Source organism: Mycobacteroides sp. PCS013 (assembly GCF_049532645.1).
GTDB classification, from domain to species: Bacteria; Actinomycetota; Actinomycetes; order Mycobacteriales; family Mycobacteriaceae; genus Mycobacterium; species Mycobacterium gwanakae.
In genome coordinates, this window is record NZ_CP150131.1 from 3,822,521 (window position 1) to 3,845,913 (window position 23,393).

Consider the following 23,393-nt stretch of genomic DNA (forward strand, 5'->3'; position numbering starts at 1 on the left):
AAGGTTGCCGTATGCCTCGTTACTACCGCGACCAGCACGCGTGGAAAGACCTGCAGATGCTCCTTCCCGAGCGGCTGCGCCTGGACGAGTCGACGGCACCGCACGAGGAGTTCTGGGACTGGCGTGGCAACCAGGTGCACCTGGACCGGTACCCCAATCCCGCGGCACCGGTGAAGGTGGTGCTGCTGCACGGCGTCGGCACCAACGGCCGTCAGATGTCGCTGATCCTCGGTGCGCCGTTGGCGGGCAGGGGCTTCGAGACGATCGCGATCGACAACCTCGGCTATGGGCTTACCGATGTGGCGCCGGGTTCGGTACCGGGATACGGCGACTGGGTGGACCTGGTTGTCGACTACCTGGAGTACGAACGCCGCCGCGACGTGCGACCCATCGTGCTGTACGGGCTGAGCGCCGGCGGAATGCTCGCCTACCACGTCGCGGCCAAGGCGCCGCGTGACACGGTGCGCGGAATCATCGGCATGACGTTCCTGGACCAGCGAGTGCGTGAGGTGGCCGACGGCACCGCCCACGACCTGCTCACCGCACGCGTCGGGGTGCCTTTTCTGCGGCTCGCCGCCAAGACACCGGCCCGGCGGGTGCGCTACCCCATGTGGCTGGCCGCGAAGATGAGCACACTGGCGAACAGCCGGGCCGCGATGAAGATCTTCATGAAGGACCGCACGTCCGCCGCCAACTGGGTCAGCGTGAAGTTCCTGGCCGAGTACATGGGCTACGCACCCGCCGTCGAACCCGCCGATTTCGATGTCTGTCCCATCCTCCTCGCCCAGCCCGATGAAGACCGTTGGACCCCTTACGAATTCAGTCGGCCGGTGCTGGACCCCATCACCAAGGTTCCGGTGACAGTGGTACCGCTCGAACAGGCCGGGCACTACCCGCTGGAGGATCCTGGACTGAAGCAACTCGAAGAGGCGGCGGTCGGATTCATCCGCGCGGTCGCCGGCTGACCGCTTCGGTCAATCTTCGGGCAAACTTGACGCATGACCGAAGCCCGACGTGCCGTGCTGGTTCTCTCGCTGGTCGCAACCAGCCTGTTGACCTTCCTGCTCGGGGTCACCGATCCGGCGGCGCCCCTGTTCTACCCCACCCGGTTCCTCATCTGGAATCTGTTCCTGGCGTGGCTGCCCGTCTTCGCGGCACTGGCATTCTCTGCCGTCCGGCGCAAGATCTGGCTGATACCGATTGGCTTGGTGTGGCTCGCATTCTTGCCCAACGCACCGTATCTGGTCACCGATCTGGTGCACCTCATCGACGGCATCGCATTCTGGCGTCATGTGCTGCAGTACGGCGTCGCGGCCTGGACCGGGATCATCCTCGGCGTGGTCTCACTGCGGTTGGTACACCGGCGAATTCAGCGTGATTTCGGCATTCTCACCGGATGGATAGTCGTCGTCGTCTCGGTCGGGCTGTGCGCCGTCGGCGTGGTGATCGGCCGCTTCCAGCGCTGGAACTCCTGGGACCTGATTCACCGTCCCGGCGCGGTCGCCGCGAGCACCCTGGAATGGGTCAGCTCTCCGTTCGCGTTTGTGGCCCACACCGGTGTGGCCGTGGCGGTCGCCGCGTTCTTCGGGCTGGCCTACCTGACCGTGTGGTCGCTATCGGCTCCCGACGAGAATTCCGAAAAGGACCCGGTGCCAACAAATGCCGCAAAGGTGCCCGTCTAGCAGCCTTTCGGCCCCGTTTCACACATCACCGCGCCAATGCCCCGACGCGTTCGGCCAGTTCGGCCACGGAAAGGCGCCCATCCAATTCCACGGTGGCGCTCTGGCGCAGCAGCGGCTCCACCTCGTCGGTGTACCGGGCGATCTCGGCACGCTCGATTTCGGTTCGACCGTAGGGGTTGTCGGTACGAGAGCTCACCCGTGCGATGGCAACCTCCAACGGCACGCTGAGCAGCACCACGTGGCCGAAGCTGTCATAGAAGTCCACCTGGTTGTCCACGGTTCCGGACACGACGACATCCGGATACCGGCTCAGCAGCGCCGCCATCCTGACAGCGTCCCAGCCGCCGTCAGACAGCGTCCCAGCCGCCGTCAGACAGCGTCCAGCCGTCGTAATCGGTGTCGACGGTCCGAAATCCGCGACGCGCCAGCTCCGCCAGCAGCGTGCTCTTCCCTGTTCCCGACATGCCCGTCACCAACACCCGTGCCACATCTGAACCATATGCGGTGGCGGCTCGTTGAAAGCAGGAGAAGAGTAGACCCCCAAACGGAGGTGACGATGGAGCAGGCAGCACGACGGATCATCGCGGGCCTTATCGCCGCGGGCGCCGCACTGGCGGCCGGACAACTGACCGCCGCGGCCGTCGCACCGGATTCCGCACCCTTTTTCGCGGTCGGAAACATGGTCGTCGACCACACCCCGGCAGCCATACGCGAATGGGTGATCGGGGTCTTCGGTACCTCCGACAAGGCCGTGTTGTTCGCATGCCTGTCCGCGATCATCGCTCTACTCGCGGCAACCGCCGGTCTCGTGGAGCGAGAACGACGGTATGGCTCGGCGCTTATCGCGGCGCTCGGTGTCGTCGGCGCATTGGCCGCGGTAACCCGGCCGACCGGGGCGTTCACCTGGATCTGGCCATCAGTGATCGCGGCCGTGGCCGGAGTGCTCGTGCTGCGAGCCCTGGTGGGCCGTGCCGATGGCCAGGATGCGCCCGACCGACGCAAATTCTTCGGAGCAGCAGCGGTTTTCACCCTCGGATCAGCCGGCACCTATTGGCTCGGCAGCCGCTGGAGCAAGGGTGCCGTCGTCGCCGAGGAACGCCGCGACGCTGTACTGCCCGCACCCGTCGCGCCCGCTCCGCCGCTGCCCGACGGCATCAACGTCAAAGGTGCGGCCCCCTACATCACCGGTAACGCGGACTTCTACCGCATCGACACGGCGCTGCGGGTGCCCCAGCTGACCACCGCCGAGTGGCAGCTCAACATTCACGGCATGGTCGACCGCCCGCGCATCCTGACGTGGGCAGACCTGAACGCCATGGCAGCAACGGAACGCGCCGTCACCTTGACCTGCGTCTCCAACGAGATCGGCGGAGACTTGATCGGCAACGCGATGTGGACCGGCTTTCCCATCAAGGCGATCCTGGAATCCGTTGGAGTCCACGGTGATGCGGACATGCTGTTGTCGAAGAGCGCCGACGGCTGGACGGCCGGCACCCCACTCGATGTACTCACCGATGGCCGTGACGCCATCTTGGCCGTTGCGATGAACGGGACACCGCTGCCCGTCGAGCACGGATACCCGGTCCGGCAGGTGGTGCCCGGGCTGTACGGCTACGTGTCCGCGACCAAGTGGGTTGTCGACTGGGAGATCACCCGATTCGACACCGCACGGGCGTACTGGACCGTTCGCGGCTGGTCGGCGCGCGGCCCCATCAAGACGGGATGCCGCATCGACACGCCCCGAACGGGCGGCCGCCTGGGCACAGGCACTCAGATCGTGGCGGGCACGGCGTGGGCCCAGCATCGGGGCATCACCAAGGTGGAAGTACAGGTCGACGACGGCCCCTGGCAGCCCGCGACGCTTGCCCCCGAGTACTCGGTCGACACCTGGCGGCAATGGTGGTTCGGTTGGCAGGCGACGCCGGGTGAACACATCATCACCGCACGCGCCACCGACGGCACCGGAGCGGTGCAAACCGATCAGATCGCGTCCCCCGTACCCGATGGGGCGACGGGATATCCGAAACGGCTTGTCACGGTGGCGGCCTGACTATCCGAACTCCACAATGCTGCGAATATTCTTGCCCTGCTTCATGTCCCGATATCCCTGAGCGATCTCGTCAAGGGCATAGGTGCGGGTCACCATCTCGTCCGTCTTGAGTTCACCGCTGGCATAGAGCGCCAGCATGGTGGGCACTGCCTCAAACGGGCTCCAGTTCCCGTAGATGACGCCCTTGATCGTCTTCTGCATCAACGTGACCATGCTCAGATCCAGTGACACATCCTCGGGACGGAAGGCGCCCATGCTGGTCATCGCCACCGTGCCGCCCTTACGGATGGAGTCCACGGCCGCCGTGAGATCGCCCGGCTCCATCCGGCCCACCGTGATCATGGTGGCGTCCGCGCCCTGTCCGTTGGTGTAGGAGCGGGCCCGATCGGCGGCTTCCTCCATCGAGGCGAACACCTCAGTCGCGCCGAATGTTTTTGCCGCCTCACGCTTGTACGCCACCGGGTCGACCAGCAGAACATTCGCCGCTCCTGAATGCGCGGCCCCCTGGACCGCGGCGGCACCGACTCCACCCAGGCCCATGACGATCACCGTCTGCCCGGGCTTGACCGCGGCGGCATTGACGGCAGTACCCCATCCGGTGCCCATCGCACATCCCAACAGACACAACCGATTCAACGGAAGCTCTTTGGGAACCTTGTACGCGGACTGAACCGAGACGGTGGTGTACTCGCTGAACGCCGAGAGCCCCAGCTGCTGCCCACACGGCTGCCCGTCGAGACGCAGCCGGTAGCTGGTGGGGTCGTCGAATCTGGATCCGGTGAGCGCATAGGCGCCGGCATCGCAGAGCTGCTGCATGCCGCGCGAACACCACAGGCAGCGGCCGCAGGCGGGCAGAAACGTCAGCACCACATGGTCTCCGACGGCGAATTGCGTTGTGCCATCGCCAACCTTCTCCACAACGCCGGCGCCCTCGTGACCCCCACACATCGGCAGCATCTCCACCGGGAAGTCTCCGGTGGCGATGTGATCGTCGGAATGACACAGACCGACCGCGGCCATCCGGACCATGATCTCGCCGGGTCGCGGATCTTCCACCTCTACCACGCAGGGCTCGAATTCTCCTGGCACGCTGCGTATCACCGAAGCGTGAGAACGACGATAGGACGTCATGCACTCGCCCGCTGGGCACGCCGGACAGCAGATGGTTCGCCCTTGTCGTGCGCTGCGAAATTGGCCAGTTCACGGCCGCGCATCCGGTTGATCACTCGCTGATGTTCGCGGGCATGGTAGGCAAGCGGCGAATAGGTGACACGCTCGGGCAGCACCCGAGCGGCGGCACGATAGGCGGTGAAAAACCTACGCAGCAGACGCTCATCCCGCTGGGTCCATGCGACGCCGAGAATGTCCCGCACCCGCTGATCCATGGCCCCGAAAGTCAGGACGAAGAAAACGCGGGAAATCGGTGCCAGCACGGGCTTTAACGCTGCGACCACGAGACTCGAGGGAACCCAACGCGGGAGCCGGCGCAGCAGCGGTGAGTCCTCGATGCCGCTCAAAGGATCGACCAGTTTCCCCAGATTCTCTGCGACCGCAGGATGATTGATCAGAACCTGCCCGACCATGCGGTCGTAGTACTCCCAGAACTCCGCGCGGGTTCTGGGATACCCACGCTCGGGTACCTGAGTGATCCGGGCCAGTAGACGATTGTCCTGAAAGAGCTGCTCGTCCTCCTCGTCGGTCAGGTCCCGTCCCAGGAATCGCGGCGTCACCCGGCGCCCCGCCACATACGCCGTCGCGATCACCCAGGCGTACGCCTCCGGGTCCAGGGCGCTGATGTGCTTACCCTGCCTCCCGCCGCTCTCACCCTGCATCTGCAGCGGCTTGTGCATCGTGCGTAACCAGTAACCCTGTTCGATCGCGGCCTTACCCCCGAAGATCCACTGCTGCACCGCGTCGAAGGAACGAATGGCCCGGCCCGCCGGGTCTCGATCTGCCACCGAGTACCGATCGGTCACATCCCCGATCACCGGATGCATGCCCTGCATGATGAACGCCGCACCGACAGCGGGCAGATACAACCATTGCCCACCCAGGGACGCGGTCACACCGAGGGGATCGAACAGCTCGGGCACCGGCTGCGCCCAATCTCGCGAAACCGGGCCCTGCGTTGCCGGGGACTCCACCAGTGCAGTCACAACGAAACCTCCTTGTGTCGTTACCCGAGAAGCTAACGTGAACACCAGGTCGCATATAAGTCTCGTCTGGGGGCCGTCATGGCATCGGAAAATCGCAGTTCACGGCTGCGCAAGGCGCCACAACAGCAGAGATCGCGGGAACTGGTCGCAAAAATCGTGACGGCGACCGGGCAGCTGCTGCGCACCGAAGGCCCGGAGGCGATCACCACCAACCGCATTGCCGCCATCACGGGTATCGGCAAGGGCTCGATCTATCAGTACTTCAGCACTAAAGACGACATCATCATGGCCGCGATCCGGGACGCCGCTGACCGACAGCTGCCGGGTGTCCGGTCAGCGCTGGCGGCCAACGCACTGGCGCCACCGCAGCAGATGATGGACTCCGCCATCGACATGTTGATCGCATTCACCACCGACAACGCCCCTACCCTGCGCTATCTCAACGAGAATCCCGAGTTCGCACGCGAGGTCGAGGCCAGCTCGAATATGCCGGTACTGATGCAGACGATGATGACCCTGCACGTTCAGCAGTATCGCGATCAGTACCACGCTGATCTGGAAGCGGAGACGATCGCGTGGCTCTTCATCAACTCGGCGATCACCACCACGCTGATGTTCTTCCAGACCGACCGGACTCCGATCGATCTCCAACAACTCCGGGTGGGCCTCAAACGAATGGCATACGGTCTGCTGACTTCGTAGCCGTACCGGCGGGCTGCCCAAAAAATTAGGTAGCCCCGCGCCGCCGTCGGGTCGGGGGGTCGGACGGTGGCGCGAGGCTACCCATGTATCGACACCTACTTCCAGAGCGTTACAGCCTCTCCGAAAAATCTTGAAACTTTTTTTAACCAGATTCCGGGAATGACAAAACCCCCGGTCACAGGCGTAGTGCCGATGACCGGGGGTCTCGATGAGGTGCTTAGGTCGCTCAGGCTTCCAGGATTGCGGTCACGCCCTGGCCGCCCGCGGCACAGACCGAGATGAGTCCGCGCACCGGCTTACCGGTCTCAGCCTTCTTCTCGGCGAGCTGCTTGGCCAGCTGGGCCACGATGCGGCCGCCGGTGGCCGCGAACGGGTGCCCGGCCGCCAGCGACGAGCCGTTGACGTTGAGCTTGGATCGGTCGATGGCGCCCAACGGCTTGTCGAGGCCGAGGCGCTCCTTGCAGTAATCCGCCGACTCCCACGCCTGCAGTGTCGCGAGCACCACCGAGGCGAACGCCTCGTGGATCTCGTAGAAATCGAAGTCCTGCAAGGTCAGGCCGTTGCGGGCCAGCAGACGCGGCACCGCGTAGGTCGGCGCCATCAGCAGACCATCGGGACCGTTGATGTAATCCACCGCCGCGGTCTCGCCGTCAACGAAGTAGGCCAGCACGGGGATGCCGCGCTCGGCGGCCCACTCCTCGCTGGACAGCAGCGCCACCGAAGCGCCATCGGTCAACGGGGTGGAGTTACCCGCGGTCATGGTGGCGTCGCCGTGCTTCACACCGAACACCGGCTTCAACGTCGCCAGCTTCTCCACGCTCGAGTTCGGGCGCAGGTTGTCGTCGCGGTACAGCCCCAGGAACGGGCTGATCAGGTCGTCGAAGAAGCCACGGTCGTAGGCAGCGGCCATCTTCTGGTGGCTGGCGGCGGCCAGCGCGTCCTGCTCGGTGCGCTTGACGCCCATCTGCTTGGCGGTGATGGCGGCGTGCTCGCCCATGGACAGCCCGGTGCGCGGCTCGCCGTTCTGCGGAATGTCGACGCCGAGCGCGGCGGGCAGCTTGCCCAGCAGCTTGAGACGGGTGACGTTGTCCTTGGCGCGACGGATCGCCAGCAGGGTGTGGCGAAGATCATCACCGAAGTTGATGGGCGCATCGGAGGTGGTGTCCACACCGCCGGCCAGCACCGACTCGTAACGGCCCAGCGCGATGCCGTCGGCACCCACGATGGCCGCCTGCAGACCCGTGCCACATGCCTGCTGCAGGTCGAACGCCTGCGAGTACGGGGACAGCGGGCTGCCCAGCACCGATTCGCGGGTGAGATTGAAATCACGGCTCAGCTTGAGCACCGCACCGGCGATGACGGCGCCCAAGCGCTCGCCCTTGAGGTTGAAGCGATCGGACGCGCCGGTGATGGCGGCGGTCAACATGTCCTGGTTGGAGGCGTTCGCATAGGCGCCGTCCGAACGTGCGAAGGGGATGCGGTTACCACCGAGAACCGCGACGCGGCGGCGACCTTGCGAAGCGTCTGACTTGCGTGCCGAGCTAGTTGCCACTTGTCTCTCCACTGTTGAGGGGGCAGGATTACCGAGCATTCTTACTCTGGAGTAAGTTCTTTGTCGAATTCACCCTAGACCAATTACGAAGGACGGCACATGTCCCCCAAGCTCACTGACGACCTGTACGCGCTGCTGGTCAACTCCGGGCCCGGCAACCTGCTCGCCGGCCGCCTGGGTATCCCGCAGCCCGAGAACCTGCGCCGCTACAAGAAGGGCCAGCCCGCACTGGCCGGGCCCGTGCTGATCGGCGGCGAGGGCCGCCTCGCCGAGCCGCTGCGCGCCGCGCTGGCCGAGGACTACGACCTGGTGTCCAACAACCTCGGCGGCCGCTGGGCCGACAAGTTTGGCGCCCTGGTCTTCGACGCCACCGGTATCACCACACCGGTCGAGCTCAAGGGACTCCACGAGTTCTTCACCCCACTGCTGCGCAATGTCGGCAAGTCCGGCCGCCTGCTTGTCATCGGCACCACCCCGGACAAGGCAGCCACCACCGACGAGCGCATCGCCCAGCGCGCCCTGGAAGGCTTCACCCGCTCGCTGGCCAAGGAGTTCGGCAACGGCGCCACCGTGCAGCTGGTCTACGTGCACCCCGACGCCAAGACCGCTGCCACCGGCCTGGAGTCGACCGTCCGCTTCATCCTGTCGGCCAAGTCGACCTACGTGGACGGTCAGGTGTTCTACGTGGGCGCCGACGACTCCACCCCTCCCGCCGACTGGGACAAGCCGCTGGCCGGGAAGGTCGCCATCGTCACCGGCGCCGCCCGCGGTATCGGCGAGACCATCGCCGAGGTGTTCGCCCGTGACGGCGCCGCCGTCGTCGCGATCGACATGCCGTCCGACGACCTGACCGCCGTCGCCCAGAAGGTCGGCGGCACCTCGCTGGCCCTGGATGTCACCGCGGCCGACGCCATCGATCAGATCACCGCGCACCTCAAGGAGCACCACGGCGGCAAGGCCGACATCCTGGTCAACAACGCCGGCATCACCCGCGACAAGCTGCTGGCCAATATGGACGACGCCCGCTGGGACTCCGTCATCGCCGTGAACCTGCTTGCCCCGCAGCGTCTTACCGAAGGCCTCATCGACAACGGCACCATCGGAGAGGGCGGACGCATCATCGGCCTGGCCTCCATCGCCGGTATCGCCGGTAACCGTGGCCAGACCAACTACGGCGCCACCAAGGCCGGCATGATCGGCATCACCCAGGCGCTGGCCCCGTCGCTGGCCGAGAAGGGCATCACCATCAACGCCGTCGCACCGGGCTTCATCGAGACCAAGATGACCGCCGCCATCCCGCTGGCCAACCGTGAGGTCGGCCGCCGCATCAACTCCCTGAACCAGGGTGGAGAGCCGGTGGATGTTGCCGAGACCATTGCCTACTTCGCCAGCCCCGCCTCGAACGCGGTGACCGGCAACGTGGTTCGCGTCTGCGGCCAGTCCTGGCTGGGGGCGTAGCCATGGCTCAGCCGTCCGGGCTCCAGAACATGGTGATGGCGGCAGTGGGTGCACTGCCGTTCATCCCCCGTCCGTCCACCCTGCCCAGCAGGGTTGTTCGGACCCACGGTGTACAAATCGACCCCGCACACGTCGCCGCCTACGCCAAGGTGACCGGCTTGAGCTTCACCGACAAGGTGCCGGTGACGTATCCGTTCGCGCTGCAGTTCCCCTCGGTCATGGCATTGGTGACGGGATTGGACTTCCCGTTCCCGGCCATCGGCACCGTGCACCTGGAGAACCACATCACCCAGCACCGCGCCATCACCGCGACCGACACCGTCGACATCGAGGTGCGCACCGAGAACCTGCGCGAGCATCGCAAGGGCCTGCTGGTGGACGTCCTGACCGACATCACGATCGGCACCGACACCGTGTGGCAGCAGACCATGACGTTCCTGCGTCAGCAGCGCACCAGCCTGTCCGACGGGCCCAAGTCGGAACCGCCCAAGGCCGTCAAACTGCCGCCGCCGAACTCGACGCTGCGGATCAGCGGTGGACAGATCCGCCGGTACGCATCGGTGGGCGGGGACCACAACCCGATCCACACCTCGTCGATCGGCGCGAAGGCGCTGGGCTTCCCGAAGGCAATCGCTCACGGAATGTTCACCGCCGCAGCAGTTCTGGGAAACATCCAGGGCGAGATCCCCGACGCTGTGCGTTACGACGTCAAGTTCGGCAAGCCGATCCTGCTGCCCGCCTCGGTGGGCGTGTGGATCGAGAAGGACGGCAAGGGCTGGGACATCGCCGTTCGCAATCCCAAGAAGGGTGATCCGCACCTGAACGGAACCATCACCCCGCTCTGATAGCACCTCGTTGAAGGCCCGCGACCGGTAATCCGGTCGCGGGCCTTCTGCGTTCGCCGAGTGTCGACTTTCCGCGCGAAATCGCGCGAAGGCGACCCAACACCTCGACACTCGGCGGCGAAGCGAGAGACGCACCTGGCCATCCTTGCCCGTCAGCAGATCCGCAATTAGATTCATGTCAAATAGCAACGAAAAGACAGGCGCGCCATGGATAAAGAGCAGGTCTATGCGGCGATTGCTGCGGAGCGCCGCGAGCTCGCCGATGCACTCGCGGGGCTCACCGACGACCAGTGGGCAACGCCTTCACTGTGCGGAGCCTGGACGGTGCGCGGCGTGGCCGCTCACCTCATCGCTCCGCTGATCAATTCACCCGCCAAGTTCATACCGGCGATCCTCAAAGCCAAAGGCAGCTTCGACAAGGCCAGCGTTGCGGTCACGGCCGATGTCATCGAGCGACACGGCGCCGAGCTGCCCCGATTGCTACGCGAGCAGGCCGAAAATCGTTTTGCCCCACCGGTTCTAGGACCTAAAGCCCAGCTTGCAGATACCGTGATCCACGGCCAGGATATCCGCCGGCCGCTCGGGATCAGCCGGTCCTTCGATCCGGAGCGCCAACGCACCATACTCACCTTCCTGACATCGTTCGCGGCACAGCGGGCGTTCACTCCTCGCGATCGAAGGCGCGATGGACTGCGATGGGAAGCAACGGATCTCGCATGGTCATCGGGCCAGGGGAAGGTCGTGCGCGGCCCCGCGGAAGCCATCATGCTCGTGCTCTCGGGTAGGCCGGTTGCCCTCGCCGAGGTCACCGGGGATGGCGTGGCCCAGCTACACGGTTAGCGCGCACGCCCGGGTAATACTCACGCTGATCTCGACGGCTGCACTTCGGCGAACCGCTCGTTAGGATCGCTCGTCATTTCCTGCAGCAAATTCGAGGAGTACGTCGTGCCAGCGGACGAGGATCACCAGGAAGCGCCATCCGTCGACTGGCGCGCACTGCTGCGACAGCTCCCTTTGTTGAACATCCTCGGCGTGGTCGCCGTCCTCGTCGCGGCCACCCTGGTGGTGGTCAAGAATCTGCCCGACCACAGCACCGACCAGCTACTCAACGTGTCCTACGACCCGACGCGTGAGCTCTACAACGTCCTCGACGGCACCTTCACCAAGCAGTACAAGGACAAGACCGGCAAGACGATCGAGATCAAGCGCACCAACGGTGGATCGGGGCGCCAAGCCCGCAGCGTCCTGGACGGCAGTCAGCGCGCCGACGTGGTGTCGCTGGCATCTGTGAGTGACGTGGACACATTGAGCCTGCGCGGGCTGATCGCGCCCAACTGGCGGCAACGGCTGCCCAACAACTCCGTCCCCTACACCTCGACCATCGTGTTCGTCGTGCGCAAGGGCAACCCGCGCGATATCCACGACTGGCCCGACCTCGCCAAGGAAAACGTCGCCGTCATCACGCCGAACCCCCGCACCTCCGGGAACGGGCAGCTCTCCGTGCTCGCGGCATGGGGCTCGGTGGTGACGCGCGGGGGCACCGAGACGGACGCACGTTCCTATCTCACCGCGTTGTTCCGCAACGTGGCCGCGCTCGACAGCGGAGCGCGCGGTGCCACCAACACATTCTCGGTTCAACGGCTCGGCGACGTGCACCTGACGTGGGAGAACGAGGCGATCAACGAGGTGAACGCCAACAAGGGCGAACTCGAGATCGTCTATCCGCCGGTGAGCATCCGCGCAGAGCCTGCGGTCGCCTGGGTGGACGCCAACTTGCACGACACCAAGCGCGCCGCGATCGCCAAGGCGTATCTGGAATACCTGTTCACCGATGAGGCGCAGGAGGTCGCCGCCCAGCGCGGTTACCGTCCGATCAAGCCCGAAATCCTTGCTCGCCACAGCAATACGCTGCCCGCGATAAACCTGTTCCCCATCACGGCCATCGCGACCAGCTGGGATGACGCACGACAGAAGTTCTTCTCGGAGAACGGGATCTACGAGACCATCCCGCGCACCACCGACCGGGGCACCACCACCTTCGCCTCCGACAGACAAGGACGCTAGATGCCCTCGGTACTAGGAGTATTCGAGAACTACGACGCGATCAAGGCCCGTCGCGACATCGTCGCCGGTCTGACGGTGGCGGCGATATCCCTTCCCCAAGCCATGGCCTATGCGCTCATCGCCGGGGTCGACCCGAAGTACGGTGTCTACTCCGCGATCGTGGTCACGGCCATCGCATCGATCTTCGGGTCCTCGTCGCATCTGATCAACGGACCCACGAGCGCCATCTCACTGCTGGTGTTCAGCTCGCTGGCATTCCTGGATCCGGAGAACCGCACCGGGCTGTTCGAAGCCCTGTTCCTGCTGGGTGTGCTGGTCGGTGCCATCCAGATCCTCATCGCCGTCTTCAAGCTCGGTGACCTCACCCGATACATCTCCGAGTCCGTCGTCATCGGATTCATGGCAAGTGCTGCCCTGCTGCTGGCCATTGGCCAGCTAGCCAATGCTATTGGTGTGCGGGACAAGGGAGATGGGCACATGCAGGTGCTGCAGCGTGCCTGGCTCACCCTGTTCCACGGCGATGGCGTGAACTACCGCGCGTTGGTCCTGAGCGTCTCGGCGGTGGTGTTGGCGATACTCCTGCGCCGTCTGGTTCAACGCTATGGCCTGCCGCAGATCGACATGCTGCTGGTGCTCATCGTGACGGCGGTCATCGCGTACGCCTATGGCTGGTCGGTGCCGGACGGCACTGGACATACCGATGTGAAGATCTCCGGCAAGATCCCCGCCAGCCTTCCGGAATTCCACATCCCCGAGGTTCAGGTGAGCACCCTCGGTGAGCTTTCGCATGGCGCATTGGCCATTGCGTTCATCGGTCTGATCGAGGCATTGTCGATTGCCAAGGCCATCGCACACCACACCGGACAGCAGATCGATTACAACCGTCAGATCCTCGCCGAGGGGCTGGCCAACCTCACCGGTGGCTTCTTCCAGAGCCTGCCCGGGTCGGGTTCGTTGTCCCGATCGGCCATCAACTACCAATCCGGTGCGGCGACCAGGTTCTCCGGAATTGTCAGCGCCGCAACGGTGACCATCGCGCTACTGCTGTTCGCGCCGCTGCTCCGGTACATCCCGCAGGCGGCACTGGCCGGCCTGTTGTTGGTCACCGCTGTGCGGCTGGTCGACTTCCGGCGCCTCTCGTACGCGCTCAAGGCCTCGCGGTACGACGCCGGGCTGGTCATCATCACGGCGCTGGTCGGCGTGGCCGTGAACCTGGACACCGCGGTGCTGATTGGTGTCGTGCTCTCGATCCTGCTGTTCGTGCCGCGCGCGGCCAAGCTCAAGGCTGCCGAACTCATCGTCACCGAAGAGGGTGTGATCCGTGAGCGGACCCCCCAGGACAACCCCGCCGACGCCGCCAGCTCGGTTCGCGCGTCGTCCCCCGTCATCTACGACCTGGAGGGCGAGCTGTTCTTCGGTGCGGCACCCGAACTCGACCGCTATCTCGAAGCGCTGCACGCCCGGATCCGCGACGAGAATCTGAAGGTCGTGATCCTGAGGTTGAAGCGGGTACGCCATCCCGACGTGGTCTGCATCGAGCGCCTGGAGCACTTCATCCGAGAGCACCAAGAGCTGGGCGTCACCGTCCTGCTCGCCGGAGTGCGGCCGGATTCGCTCGCGCTGCTGCAGAACGTGGGCTTCACCGATTGGCTCCCCGCCGAGCAGGTGTTCCCGGAGGAAGACCGCGAATTCTCGGCGACGCTAAAGGCCGTGCGATACGCGCAGACCCGGTTGGCCGAAACACCTTCGGCCCCGGCGGCACACCAGGAAAAGCTCTACTACCTGGTCTGAGGACTTAGGCGCGCTTGGCCACGGGCTCATCGCGCGGACGACCACGCAGACCGCGCCAACCGAGGTTGAGCAGCGTGTCCTTGGCGCTTTCGACCTTGATATCGCCGGTCGCCACCCGGGAGGCGACAGCCTCACCACCGCCGACGAGGGCCACGGCCATCGCGTCGTAGTCGGTATCGGGATCGATTTCCGGTGAAGCGGCCTTGATCAGCCGCGCCACCAGTTCGATGATGCGGTCGCGCCCCTCGCGTACTTGCTTGGCGAACAGCTGCGTACTGGTGGCCTGTCCGTAGATCACGATCCACGAAGCCCGGTGGGTGTCGACGTAGTTGAGAAACGATACGACGGTGGTGCTCAACACGTCTCGCGGCGATTTCGTGAGGTCGATATCGCCACGCACCGCCTCGACGAACCTGCCGAGTTCGCGGCGTAAGCAGGCGACAAAAAGGTCTTCCTTGGAGCCGTAATACAGATAGAGCATCGGCTTGGAAATCTTGGCCGCCGCAGCGATGGCGTCCATCGAGGTGTCCCGGAAGCCGTTGAGCGCGAACTCCTCCACGGCGGCGTCCAGCATCTGCTGCTCCCGAACAGCACGGGGCAGCCGCTTGGTACCACCGGCCATGGATGCCTCCGAGGTTGGGACGTCAACGCGAACTTACTCCAGAGTAAGCTACTGAGTGGTTCGACTATTGCACACACCCCAGAACTGCGGGTCCAAAGAGAGTTTATCTGCCCGACTCGGGGGCGGCGCGCAAACGTCACTCACCCGATACCCCCACCCCGTACCATGCGCGACGTGGACTTCACCCTTGCGCTGACCCCCGACCTGGTGGCCGTCTTTCTGACCCTGTTCGTGCTGGAGGTGGTCCTGGGCATCGACAACGTCATCTTCATCTCCATCCTGGCTAGCAAGCTGCCCAGCGCGCAGCAGGCCCGGGCCCGCAATCTGGGGCTGACCCTGGCAATGGTGATGCGCGTGGGGTTGGTCTTCTTGGCCGGCTGGATCATCACGCTCAAAGAGGACGTTCTCGAACTGTTCGGCCAGGGGTTCTCGATCAAGGACTTCATCCTGATCGCCGGCGGGCTATTCCTGGTCTACAAGGCTGTCCACGAAATACATCTCAAGCTCGAAGGCACCGGCGAAGAAAGCGGAACTTCCACGGGTGTAACGACATTCAAATCCGTGCTGGTGCAGATCCTGCTGCTGGACCTGGTGTTCTCGCTCGACTCGGTGATCACGGCGGTGGGCATGACCAGCAATATGATCATCATCGTCACCGTGGTGGTGCTGTCCTTCGCGATCATGCTCTTCGCATCGCGCTTCGTCTTCGCCTTCGTCAACCGCCATCCCACCGTCAAGATGCTCGCGCTGTCCTTCCTGCTGCTCATCGGGGTGTTCCTCATCGCCGACGGCTTCCGTATCAAGATCGACAAGGCGATGATCTACGGCCCGATGGCGTTCGCCATCTTGGTCGAGGCCCTCAATCTGATGGCCGCCGCACGTAAGGCCCGACAGGACAACACGACTCAGCGTCCCGTTGCCCTACGTCCCAGCTACCCCGGTGTGGACGAGTCCGTGGCGATTGCCGCGGCCACCTCGACGAGTCCGGACGCAGGTTCGGTCGGATTATCCCGAAAGCCCGTGACGGGCGAGGGCGGCGATACCCCGGCCGGACTCGGCTAACGCGGCACGAGCCGAACCCGCAGCTCCTCAAGACCACGCAGTGAGCTGTTGGTGGTCCACCTCGGTGCGCCCTCGACCTCGACGCGTTGCACTCGGTTGACCAGTTCTCGCAGCACCGCCTGCCCTTCCATGCGGGCCAGCCCTGCCCCCAGGCACAGATGTACACCGGAACCGAACGCCACGTGCTGGGTCACCGGGCGAGTCGCGAGAAAACGATCCGGGTCATCGAACTCGCGCGGATCACGGTTGGCCGCACCCCATAACAACGCCACCCGGACACCGGCCGGGATCACCGCGTCCCCGACGGGGTAATCCTGCGCCGCAGTGCGATAGAAGTTCTGGATCGGAGAGGAATAGCGCAGCTGCTCCTCGACCGCGCCCGCGAGCAACCGCGGATCTGACCTGATGAGCTCGAACTGGTCCGGGTTTTCCGACATGGTCAAGAACATGGTGCTCAGCAGGTTGGTGGTGGTCTCATTGCCTGCCAGCAAGAGCAAGAGCGCGAAGTAGAACAGCTCGTCGTGGCTGATCTCGCCCTCGCCCGCATCCGCGACGAGCTTGCCCAACACGGTGTCTGCCCCCAGCAGGTTTCCCTTGCCGAGTTGAGTCATGAAGTAGTCATGCAGATGCCGAACACCGTTGAGAGTTCCCGGAACCTGCCGCAAGCCCTTCGGGCTGAACTCGACATTGGCCACTCGCACCGATTCGTTGGACCAGTGCCGGAAGAACGCCTCATCTTCGGGCGGAATGCCGAGAATGTGCGCGATCATCCTCATGGGCAGCGGAACTGCCAGGTGCTCGACGACATCCGAGCCGGGGTCGCCCAGGAGTCCCGTCACCAACTCGGCGGCCATCCGGTCGACCGTCGGCGCCCAACCCTCCAGGGCTCCACGGGTGAACCCGGGCAGCGCCTTACGGCGCAGTTCGGTGTGTCGCGGTCGGTCCATGTTCAGCAGCACCGGAACTTCGAACCGTGCCCGTACGACGCCGTCGCGGTTGGACAGCAGCGCGTCATTACGAGCTGCCGCGCGCACATCCTCATAGCGACACAGGATGAAGGCGTTGCGTTTTCGGTTGTAATGCACCCGGCCACCCGCCAGCAGTGCGCGATATCCGGGGTATGGATTGGCGGCGGTCTCCGGGTCCATCGGATCGAAAACGGTCTCCTGCACGCCCGGAAATCGGCGGCCGGAAACCTTGGCTCGCATCTCGGTGGCCGCGTTGGTGATCAGTGACCGAACAACGGGTTTGGTGGTGGTGTAGACCAGCCGTGCATCATGTTTGAGGGTCATTTCAGATGCCCGACAAGTTCACCCTCGGTGCCGAAGAGCCTTTCCTGCCATTCGACCATGAGGGCACTGGTGTCGATGTCATCCGGATGGAATCCCTTGCGCATGAACGGCTTCATCTCCCGATAGATGCCCCGGAACAGCGGCCCGCGCACCATCCCGAAGGTCTCTCGCAGCAGCCGCAACGGCTGGCGCCGACCCACCGGATCCGTGGTGACGATGGACACCCAGGACGAGGCCACGATCGCCGGCACCGCGATGGTGGAGAGGAGCCGCATCATGCGGATGCGCAGCTGCTCGGACGCGCCGATATCGCGATAGACGTCGAAGGCCACCGACTTGTGTTCCAGCTCTTCCAGCGCGTGCCAATTGAGCATGTTCCGGATTTCGGGGTCGGACAACAATTTCTGGATATCCGGCCGCCCCAGGACATTCTCCGCGAACACGGCGGTGAAGTGCTCGGCTCCCACCGTGAACGCCAGGAACAGGTGCCGCAGCCGGGTCAACCGCTCCGGATCGGGGTACTGCTTGTCGAGGAACTTCTCCATACGCTCGGTGCTCTGCAACAGGTACTCAAACCACGCTGTGGGGTAACCCATTTCGGCAAGCTGCTCGTTGAGCTCACGATGCTGCAATCCGTGCGTCATCTCCTGACCGATGAACCCGGCCACTCTTTTCTTGAGATCGGGATCGGTGATCTTGTCCCGGTACCGGCGCACGGATCGCACGAAGATGTCCTCCCCCGGCGGAAATACGGCCGACAGGAAGGCCACGGTGTGGCTGAAAACGATGTCGTCCTGCGCGAAGTGCTTGGGCCCGGAGGGCGTCTCTCCGAATCCGAATTGGATTCGTCGCGTCTTCGGATACGTAATCTCGGCGGTCGCCACCATCGCACTACCTCTCGCTCGTCATTGAGTTCCGTAAATAACCGTAACGGAGACTTCCGTAACGGACAAGGGAGTAAAGTTCACGCGTAATGGACCTGACTATCGACCAGCTGGCACAGCGCGTAGCCATGACGGCGCGCAACATCCGCGAGTGGCAGACACTCGGGCTGGTACCCCCGCCCGAGAAGCGGGGACGGGTCGGCATCTACTCCGACGACCATGTCGCGATCATCAATCACGTCAAGAACTTGAAATCCCAGGGGTTCCCGCTGGATGTCATTCGCCGGGTCATCGACTCAGGCGGCGGCTCCGAGGACAGCGTCCGCAAGATGGTGATCGAAGCCCTCAGCCCATTCGCCACGGGAGATCCGGTGGTGATGCCGCGCGCCGAGCTCATCACGCGCGTCGGCACGGGCGCCGATGTGGCACTGGCCGAGCTGGGGCTGGTATCCGATGTCGATGCGAAAACGATCTCGGTCCGCGACGGCGAAACCCTCGATGCAATCGAACTGCTGATCGCCGCGGGCATGTCGATGTCCCGCATCACCGAGACCCTGCGCGAAGTGGACCGGCTGCAACATCAGATCGCGCAGCTGTTGCTGGGGGCCTACGTGGCCGACGTGTGGCAGCCCTTCGTCGAGTCGGGCTACGCATCCGAGGACTGGGCTAAGATCGCCGAAAATGCTTCAAAGGCAAAACAATTGACTGTCACGCTGGCATCGCGACTGTTGGCGCGGGCCCTCGATGACACCGTCGACCCGATCCTGCTGCAACAGGCCGACGAGGCCGAGGCCGTGCTGGAACGCAACCGCCCGGCCTCATCGGCCTAGTCTCAGTCGACCTCGCCGCAACCCCGGTCCAGGCCACGAACCTCGATGGGGCACCACACCGCACGGGATACCTCGGCGGCCCACTGCTGGGCGTCGGCCAGGGTCGGCACCTCGATGATGCTGAAGCCGCCGAGTTGTTCCTTGGTCTCGGTGTACGGCCCGTCGGTCGTGGTATGCCCAGAGGCGTTGGCACTCACCATGGTCGCGGTAGCGGCCGGCTGCAGACCAGCGGCGAAGAGCCACACCCCCGCCTCCTGCATGCGGCGGGTGACAGCCTGTACATCGGCACCGACGGTCACCAAGGCGGCATCGTCGGGCTGCACCGCATCAGGTGGATAAACAATCGAAAGCAGATAGCGGCTCATGTCAGGCCTCCTCGTCCTGGAAGGGCCGCACCTCGACGGGCTCCTCGCATGCCGCCGACCCCTCGGCGGCCCACTTCAACGCCGCATCGAGGTCAGGCGCGTTGATGATCCAGAAGCCACCGAGGTGTTCCTTGGTCTCCAGGTAAGGGCCGTCCGTGGTGGTGACCTTTCCGTCCACACTGCGGACGACAGTCGCATCCGATGGCTCGGTCAGACCGTTCGCGAACACCCAGACGCCGGCCTCTTTCATTCTCTCGTTGAGCGCGCCGGTCTGGGCGTACAGCCGCTGCACATCCTCATCACTCCAGTCGGCTGCGTTCTCCGCGTAGCTGTGGACCGAGAGTAGGTACTGCTTCATGGTCGTCCTTTCTATCCGCTTCTGGCGATGGGGACGCCCGGTCGGCTTCCCTTCAACCTCACTACGAATAGACCTGCCCGAAATCGACACCTCATCGCATAAGTCGGAAAGAAATTGCGGAGGATCTCACTGCGGGCAGCCGAACTACGAGCCGTGCGTCCCGAGCTTGTTGTCCAGGTACTCCTGGCGGCAGGCTCGGCGCGCGATCTTTCCGCTGCTGGTGCGCGGGATCGCGCCGGCCTGAACCAGCTGGACATCGGCGATGGGCAGGGCGTGCCGACGAGAGACAGCGGCCCGGATCGCCTCGACGATGGGGCCCGGTTCTGCCCGCCCGGCTCCCGCGGCGCGTTCGGCGACGATGACCAACCTCTCTCCGGCACCTTCACCTGCCTCGACGCCCACGGGCAATTCGTTGGTGGGCACTGAGAAAGCCGCCACGAATCCACGCCGCACCACCGGAGAGGCGTCCTCGACGGTGGCCTCGATGTCGTGCGGGTAGTGGTTACGGCCGTCGACGATCACCAAATCCTTGACCCGGCCGGTGATGTACAGCTCACCCTCGAGATAGACGCCGAGATCGCCCGTGCGGAACCAGGCAGCGCCCAGTCCGGCGCCGGTGGCATGGCTGCCCTCGCCCAGGCGCGCCCGCAGCGTGTTGCGGAAAGAGAAGTCCGTCTCCTCCGGACGGCCCCAGTATCCGCGGCCAATATTGTTGCCGTGCAACCAGATCTCGCCCACCTGTCCGTCGGGCAGCTCCGCCCCGGCAGTCGGGTCGACAATCACCGCCCACTGACTGCGGGCGATCTGACCACAGGACACCTGCGGCACCGCCTTCTCATGGGCGGCGTCCACCCGTACCGCGTATCCGGCACCCAGCTGTTCGCGATCCACATAGATGACGGACGGCTCCGCTTCGGGCGCGATCGAGGAGACGAACAGCGTCGCCTCGGCCATACCGTAAGACGGCTTGATGGCGTTGGCCGGTAATCCGTGGGGACCGAAGGCCTCATTGAACTTGCGGATCGACGCGATGCTGACCGGCTCGGAACCATTGATCAGCCCCGCCACCTTGCTCAGATCCAGGGCTTCGCCATCCTTCGGCAGGCCTCGCTCGGCGGCCAGCTCGAAGGCGAAGTTAGGGGCGGCGCCAAAGGTGCGGCCCACGTGAGACGCGGCCGCGAGTTCCTTAATCCAGCGACCGGGCCGCCGCACGAACGACATCGGCGACATGAGCGTCATCCGCCCCCCGCACAGCGGGAACATGAGCATGAGCAGGCCCATATCGTGGTAGAGCGGCAGCCAGCTCGCTCCGCGGACATCCACATCCAGACCAACGGAAATGACCATCTGCAGCACGTTGGTCATCACCGCACGATGGGTGATCTCGACACCGGCGGGCACTCGCGTCGATCCCGACGTGTACTGCAAGTAGGCGATGTCATCGGTATCCGGCGTCACCCGCACATACGTCGCGCCCACCGAGTCGGGCACGCCGTCGACGGCCAAGACCCGGGGCCGGCGCTCGCGCGGCAGCCTCCGGACGAAACCGCTGACGGATTCGGCGGCCGCCTCGTTGGTGAGTACCACCGTCGGTTGGGCATCGGTCAGCACCGCATCGAGCCGCTCGGCATGACCCGGCAGTTCGGGGGCGAAAAGGGGCACCGCGATGGTCCCGGCCTCGATGGCGGCGAAGAAGCCGATGACGTAATCGAGGCCCTGCGGCGCCAAGATCGCGACCCGATCCCCGGGCTTGGTCACCTGCTGAAGCCTCGCCGCGACCGCACGCGAACGCGCCCGCAGTTGGGGCCAGTTCAGATCGGACGGAGCGCCCTCCGGGTCGCTGCTGAAATCGACATAGCGGTAGGCAAAAGTGTCGTGCTCGCCATCGACGGCGCACTCCAAATAATGGTTGACGGTGTAGCCATCCGGTAAGGAGATCGCGCCCGTCTCGTCCAGGTACTCCTCGACACGCAACCCTGACACCAGCGCACTCATCGCAACCTCCGCGTAGCCGTAACTACGACAGCCGGACAACAACAAGCAGCAACGAATAGCCATCACGCTTTGCTACGGTCCCGACCGAACGTAGATGGTACGTGACGTACCAGTAGCAAACGGTACTCGAAGTCCCAATAAGACGCCGCGTCTAAAAAGGCCTGAAGGGACATTGTTCACTGTGTGCTTTGACACCCCCGAGTAGCGATGTGACGGGTGCGACCGCGCCGGGCCGAACCTGCGCCGGTGCCCGACCCTTTTCGGGCATTCCCTTCCCGGCCGGTCACTATTAGACTCGTGACAAATAGCATCCAGCGTCGGAGGCGAATATGCGATCCAGGGATCTGATCAAGTACTGGTCGCGGTGGGTGACCATGCACGGCATCAGCCGCGTCGGACTACTCACCCAGGTCCGCAAAATGCCCTTGGCGGCGTTGTTCCTCAGCCCGGATCGCGCCAACAACCATTACCGGTACATCGAACAGATCCGGTCCGTGGGCCCCATTGCTCCGGCCCGGGCCACCGGCCTGGTCTTCACCGGTCTGGCGCAGACACGCGAGATCCTGCGGGACCACCGATTCATCACCATGGCGCCCAACAACATTCCCTCCCCGGTGCTCCCCCAGGGGCTCAGCCGGTGGATCTTCAACAGGACCGAGCCCGGTCTGCCCAACCCGGTGGAGCCTCCCGCCATGCTGGCCGTCGACCCACCCGAACACACCCGGTTCCGCAAGCTGGTGTCGAGGGCGTTCACACCGCGCGCGGTAAGCAAGCTGGAGGACCGCGTCCGTGAGGTGACGCTGGAGCTGCTCGACAACCTGGAACGCAAGGAGCGAGCCGACCTACTCGACGACTATGCCTCGCAATTGCCGGTGGCGATCATCGCCGAGATGCTCGGTGTTCCACGCGAAGACGCTCCGTTCCTCCTGGAATGGGGCAATCACGGTGCGGCGCTGCTGGACATCGGCATGACCTGGTCTGCGTATCGCGATGCCACCCAGGCGCTCATCGAGATCGACCGCTACTTCGACGCTCACCTAGTCCGGCTGCGCCGCGAGCTTGCACAAGACCCCACCATCGACGGCATCTTGGCGAGCATCGTGCGCGACGGCGATCTGGACGACCGCGAACTCAAGGCCACCATGACACTGCTGCTCGGTGCCGGATTCGAAACGACGGTCAACCTCATCGGGAATGGCATCGTGGCCCTGCTGCGTCACTCCGAACAGCTGGCGTACCTGCAGGAGAATCCGGAAGGCTGGCCGAACGCCGTCGAGGAGATCCTGCGTTACGACTCCCCGGTACAGGTCACCGGCCGGGTGGCCACCGAAACCGTCGAATTCGACGGCCACACACTGCCTGCCGGCTCGATGGCAGTGCTACTCCTCGGCGGAGCCAACCGCGATCCCGCTGTTTTCGATGAGCCCGATGTCTTCGACGTGAGCCGCGCCAACGCCCGCGAACACGTGGCATTCGGCAGTGGTGTCCATGTCTGCCTGGGCGCGAGTCTGGCGCGGATGGAGGGTGTGGTGGCGCTGCAGTCGCTGTTCGAACGCTTCCCCGAACTCGCGCTGGCAGCCGATCCCACCCCGGGCAAGCATGTCAATCTGCACGGCTTCGGAAGCCTGCCAGTGAACCTCGGCCGTGCCCGGGTACGAGCCAGCAGTTAATCTCGAGGCTGCGCG

Annotated in this window: 21 protein-coding genes and 1 pseudogene; 12 read left to right on the forward strand and 10 right to left on the reverse strand. The window is 64.6% G+C overall.

The window, feature by feature from the left end; genetic code table 11:
• Window positions 1-11 precede the first annotated feature (11 nt).
• Together RHO23_RS19090 and RHO23_RS19095 are read left to right on the forward strand one after the other, a co-directional pair.
• On the forward strand, window positions 12-965 hold the full coding sequence (locus RHO23_RS19090; RefSeq protein WP_423488197.1) for an alpha/beta hydrolase: 954 nt from the start codon (window positions 12-14) through the stop codon (window positions 963-965).
• Window positions 966-998: 33 nt separating this feature from the next.
• Window positions 999-1,682 carry a DUF1361 domain-containing protein gene (locus RHO23_RS19095; protein WP_423488198.1) on the forward strand — a complete coding sequence of 228 codons (684 nt, stop codon included), beginning with the start codon at window positions 999-1,001 and terminating at the stop codon, window positions 1,680-1,682.
• Between the two features lie 25 nt (window positions 1,683-1,707).
• On the opposite strand, the pseudogene RHO23_RS19100 reads toward RHO23_RS19095, so the two are convergent.
• A pseudogene (locus RHO23_RS19100) lies at window positions 1,708-2,170 on the reverse strand (AAA family ATPase).
• A 68-nt stretch (window positions 2,171-2,238) separates the two neighbouring features.
• Here RHO23_RS19100 and RHO23_RS19105 point away from each other — a divergent pair.
• Window positions 2,239-3,732, forward strand: coding sequence for a molybdopterin-dependent oxidoreductase (locus tag RHO23_RS19105; protein ID WP_423488199.1), 1,494 nt, complete (start codon window positions 2,239-2,241; stop codon window positions 3,730-3,732).
• Here RHO23_RS19105 and RHO23_RS19110 read toward each other — a convergent pair whose 3' ends face one another.
• Window positions 3,733-4,863, reverse strand: coding sequence for an NDMA-dependent alcohol dehydrogenase (locus RHO23_RS19110; RefSeq protein WP_064409852.1), 1,131 nt, complete (start codon window positions 4,861-4,863; stop codon window positions 3,733-3,735).
• Window positions 4,860-5,888, reverse strand: a complete 1,029-nt coding sequence (locus RHO23_RS19115) for an oxygenase MpaB family protein (protein WP_423488200.1) — start codon at window positions 5,886-5,888, stop codon at window positions 4,860-4,862. Before RHO23_RS19115 ends, RHO23_RS19110 begins: the two co-directional genes overlap by 4 nt.
• Window positions 5,889-5,966: 78 nt before the next feature.
• Here RHO23_RS19115 and RHO23_RS19120 point away from each other — a divergent pair, with 78 nt between their 5' ends.
• Complete coding sequence (locus RHO23_RS19120) at window positions 5,967-6,590, forward strand: TetR/AcrR family transcriptional regulator (RefSeq protein WP_423488201.1); 624 nt, start codon at window positions 5,967-5,969, stop codon at window positions 6,588-6,590.
• A gap of 226 nt (window positions 6,591-6,816) precedes the next feature.
• Here the strand turns inward: RHO23_RS19120 and RHO23_RS19125 are convergent, their stop codons facing one another.
• Entirely contained in the window at window positions 6,817-8,142 is a 1,326-nt protein-coding gene (locus RHO23_RS19125; RefSeq protein ID WP_057965472.1) for an acetyl-CoA C-acetyltransferase, read from the reverse strand.
• A gap of 99 nt (window positions 8,143-8,241) precedes the next feature.
• Between RHO23_RS19125 and RHO23_RS19130 the strand changes: the two genes are divergently transcribed.
• The 5 genes from RHO23_RS19130 (at window position 8,242) to RHO23_RS19150 (ending at window position 14,300) form a co-directional block, all read left to right on the forward strand.
• Window positions 8,242-9,600, forward strand: a complete 1,359-nt coding sequence (locus tag RHO23_RS19130) for a 3-oxoacyl-ACP reductase (protein WP_057965473.1) — start codon at window positions 8,242-8,244, stop codon at window positions 9,598-9,600.
• A gap of 2 nt (window positions 9,601-9,602) precedes the next feature.
• Window positions 9,603-10,445, forward strand: coding sequence for a MaoC/PaaZ C-terminal domain-containing protein (locus RHO23_RS19135; protein ID WP_030097303.1), 843 nt, complete (start codon window positions 9,603-9,605; stop codon window positions 10,443-10,445).
• Window positions 10,446-10,652: 207 nt separating this feature from the next.
• Complete coding sequence (locus RHO23_RS19140; protein WP_101312072.1) at window positions 10,653-11,285, forward strand: maleylpyruvate isomerase family mycothiol-dependent enzyme; 633 nt, start codon at window positions 10,653-10,655, stop codon at window positions 11,283-11,285.
• 105 nt (window positions 11,286-11,390) lie between these two features.
• A complete protein-coding gene (locus tag RHO23_RS19145) occupies window positions 11,391-12,509 on the forward strand; it encodes a sulfate ABC transporter substrate-binding protein (RefSeq protein ID WP_423488202.1) in 1,119 nt (372 codons plus the stop codon).
• Window positions 12,510-14,300, forward strand: a complete 1,791-nt coding sequence (locus RHO23_RS19150) for a SulP family inorganic anion transporter (protein WP_423488203.1) — start codon at window positions 12,510-12,512, stop codon at window positions 14,298-14,300.
• 4 nt (window positions 14,301-14,304) lie between these two features.
• Here RHO23_RS19150 and RHO23_RS19155 read toward each other — a convergent pair whose 3' ends face one another.
• Window positions 14,305-14,922: a TetR/AcrR family transcriptional regulator gene (locus tag RHO23_RS19155; RefSeq protein ID WP_078300098.1), complete on the reverse strand. Its 618-nt coding sequence runs from the start codon at window positions 14,920-14,922 to the stop codon at window positions 14,305-14,307.
• A 174-nt stretch (window positions 14,923-15,096) separates the two neighbouring features.
• Here RHO23_RS19155 and RHO23_RS19160 point away from each other — a divergent pair, with 174 nt between their 5' ends.
• The gene (locus RHO23_RS19160; protein ID WP_423488204.1) at window positions 15,097-15,984 is read left to right on the forward strand and encodes a TerC family protein; all 888 of its coding nucleotides are present in this window, start codon (window positions 15,097-15,099) and stop codon (window positions 15,982-15,984) included.
• Here the strand turns inward: RHO23_RS19160 and RHO23_RS19165 are convergent.
• Window positions 15,981-17,276: a cytochrome P450 gene (locus tag RHO23_RS19165; protein ID WP_423488205.1), complete on the reverse strand. Its 1,296-nt coding sequence runs from the start codon at window positions 17,274-17,276 to the stop codon at window positions 15,981-15,983. The genes RHO23_RS19160 and RHO23_RS19165 overlap by 4 nt on opposite strands.
• Entirely contained in the window at window positions 17,273-18,163 is an 891-nt protein-coding gene (locus RHO23_RS19170) for a metal-dependent hydrolase (protein ID WP_423488206.1), read from the reverse strand. Before RHO23_RS19170 ends, RHO23_RS19165 begins: the two co-directional genes overlap by 4 nt.
• Before the next feature lie 86 nt (window positions 18,164-18,249).
• On the opposite strand from RHO23_RS19170, the gene RHO23_RS19175 reads away from it, so the two are divergent.
• Window positions 18,250-18,990, forward strand: coding sequence for a MerR family transcriptional regulator (locus RHO23_RS19175; RefSeq protein WP_423488207.1), 741 nt, complete (start codon window positions 18,250-18,252; stop codon window positions 18,988-18,990).
• Window positions 18,991-18,992: 2 nt separating this feature from the next.
• On the opposite strand, the gene RHO23_RS19180 is transcribed toward RHO23_RS19175, so the two are convergent.
• From RHO23_RS19180 to RHO23_RS19190, 3 genes are all read right to left on the reverse strand, one after another.
• Window positions 18,993-19,355 (reverse strand): YciI family protein, encoded by a 363-nt coding sequence (locus RHO23_RS19180; protein ID WP_423488208.1) that lies wholly within the window; start codon window positions 19,353-19,355, stop codon window positions 18,993-18,995.
• 1 nt (window position 19,356) lies between these two features.
• Window positions 19,357-19,713 (reverse strand): YciI family protein, encoded by a 357-nt coding sequence (locus RHO23_RS19185; protein ID WP_046255103.1) that lies wholly within the window; start codon window positions 19,711-19,713, stop codon window positions 19,357-19,359.
• Window positions 19,714-19,857: 144 nt separating this feature from the next.
• Window positions 19,858-21,708 (reverse strand): fatty acyl-AMP ligase, encoded by a 1,851-nt coding sequence (locus tag RHO23_RS19190; RefSeq protein ID WP_064409861.1) that lies wholly within the window; start codon window positions 21,706-21,708, stop codon window positions 19,858-19,860.
• A 329-nt stretch (window positions 21,709-22,037) separates the two neighbouring features.
• Between RHO23_RS19190 and RHO23_RS19195 the strand changes: the two genes are divergently transcribed.
• Complete coding sequence (locus RHO23_RS19195) at window positions 22,038-23,378, forward strand: cytochrome P450 (protein WP_423488209.1); 1,341 nt, start codon at window positions 22,038-22,040, stop codon at window positions 23,376-23,378.
• The last annotated feature ends 15 nt before the right edge of the window (window positions 23,379-23,393 follow it).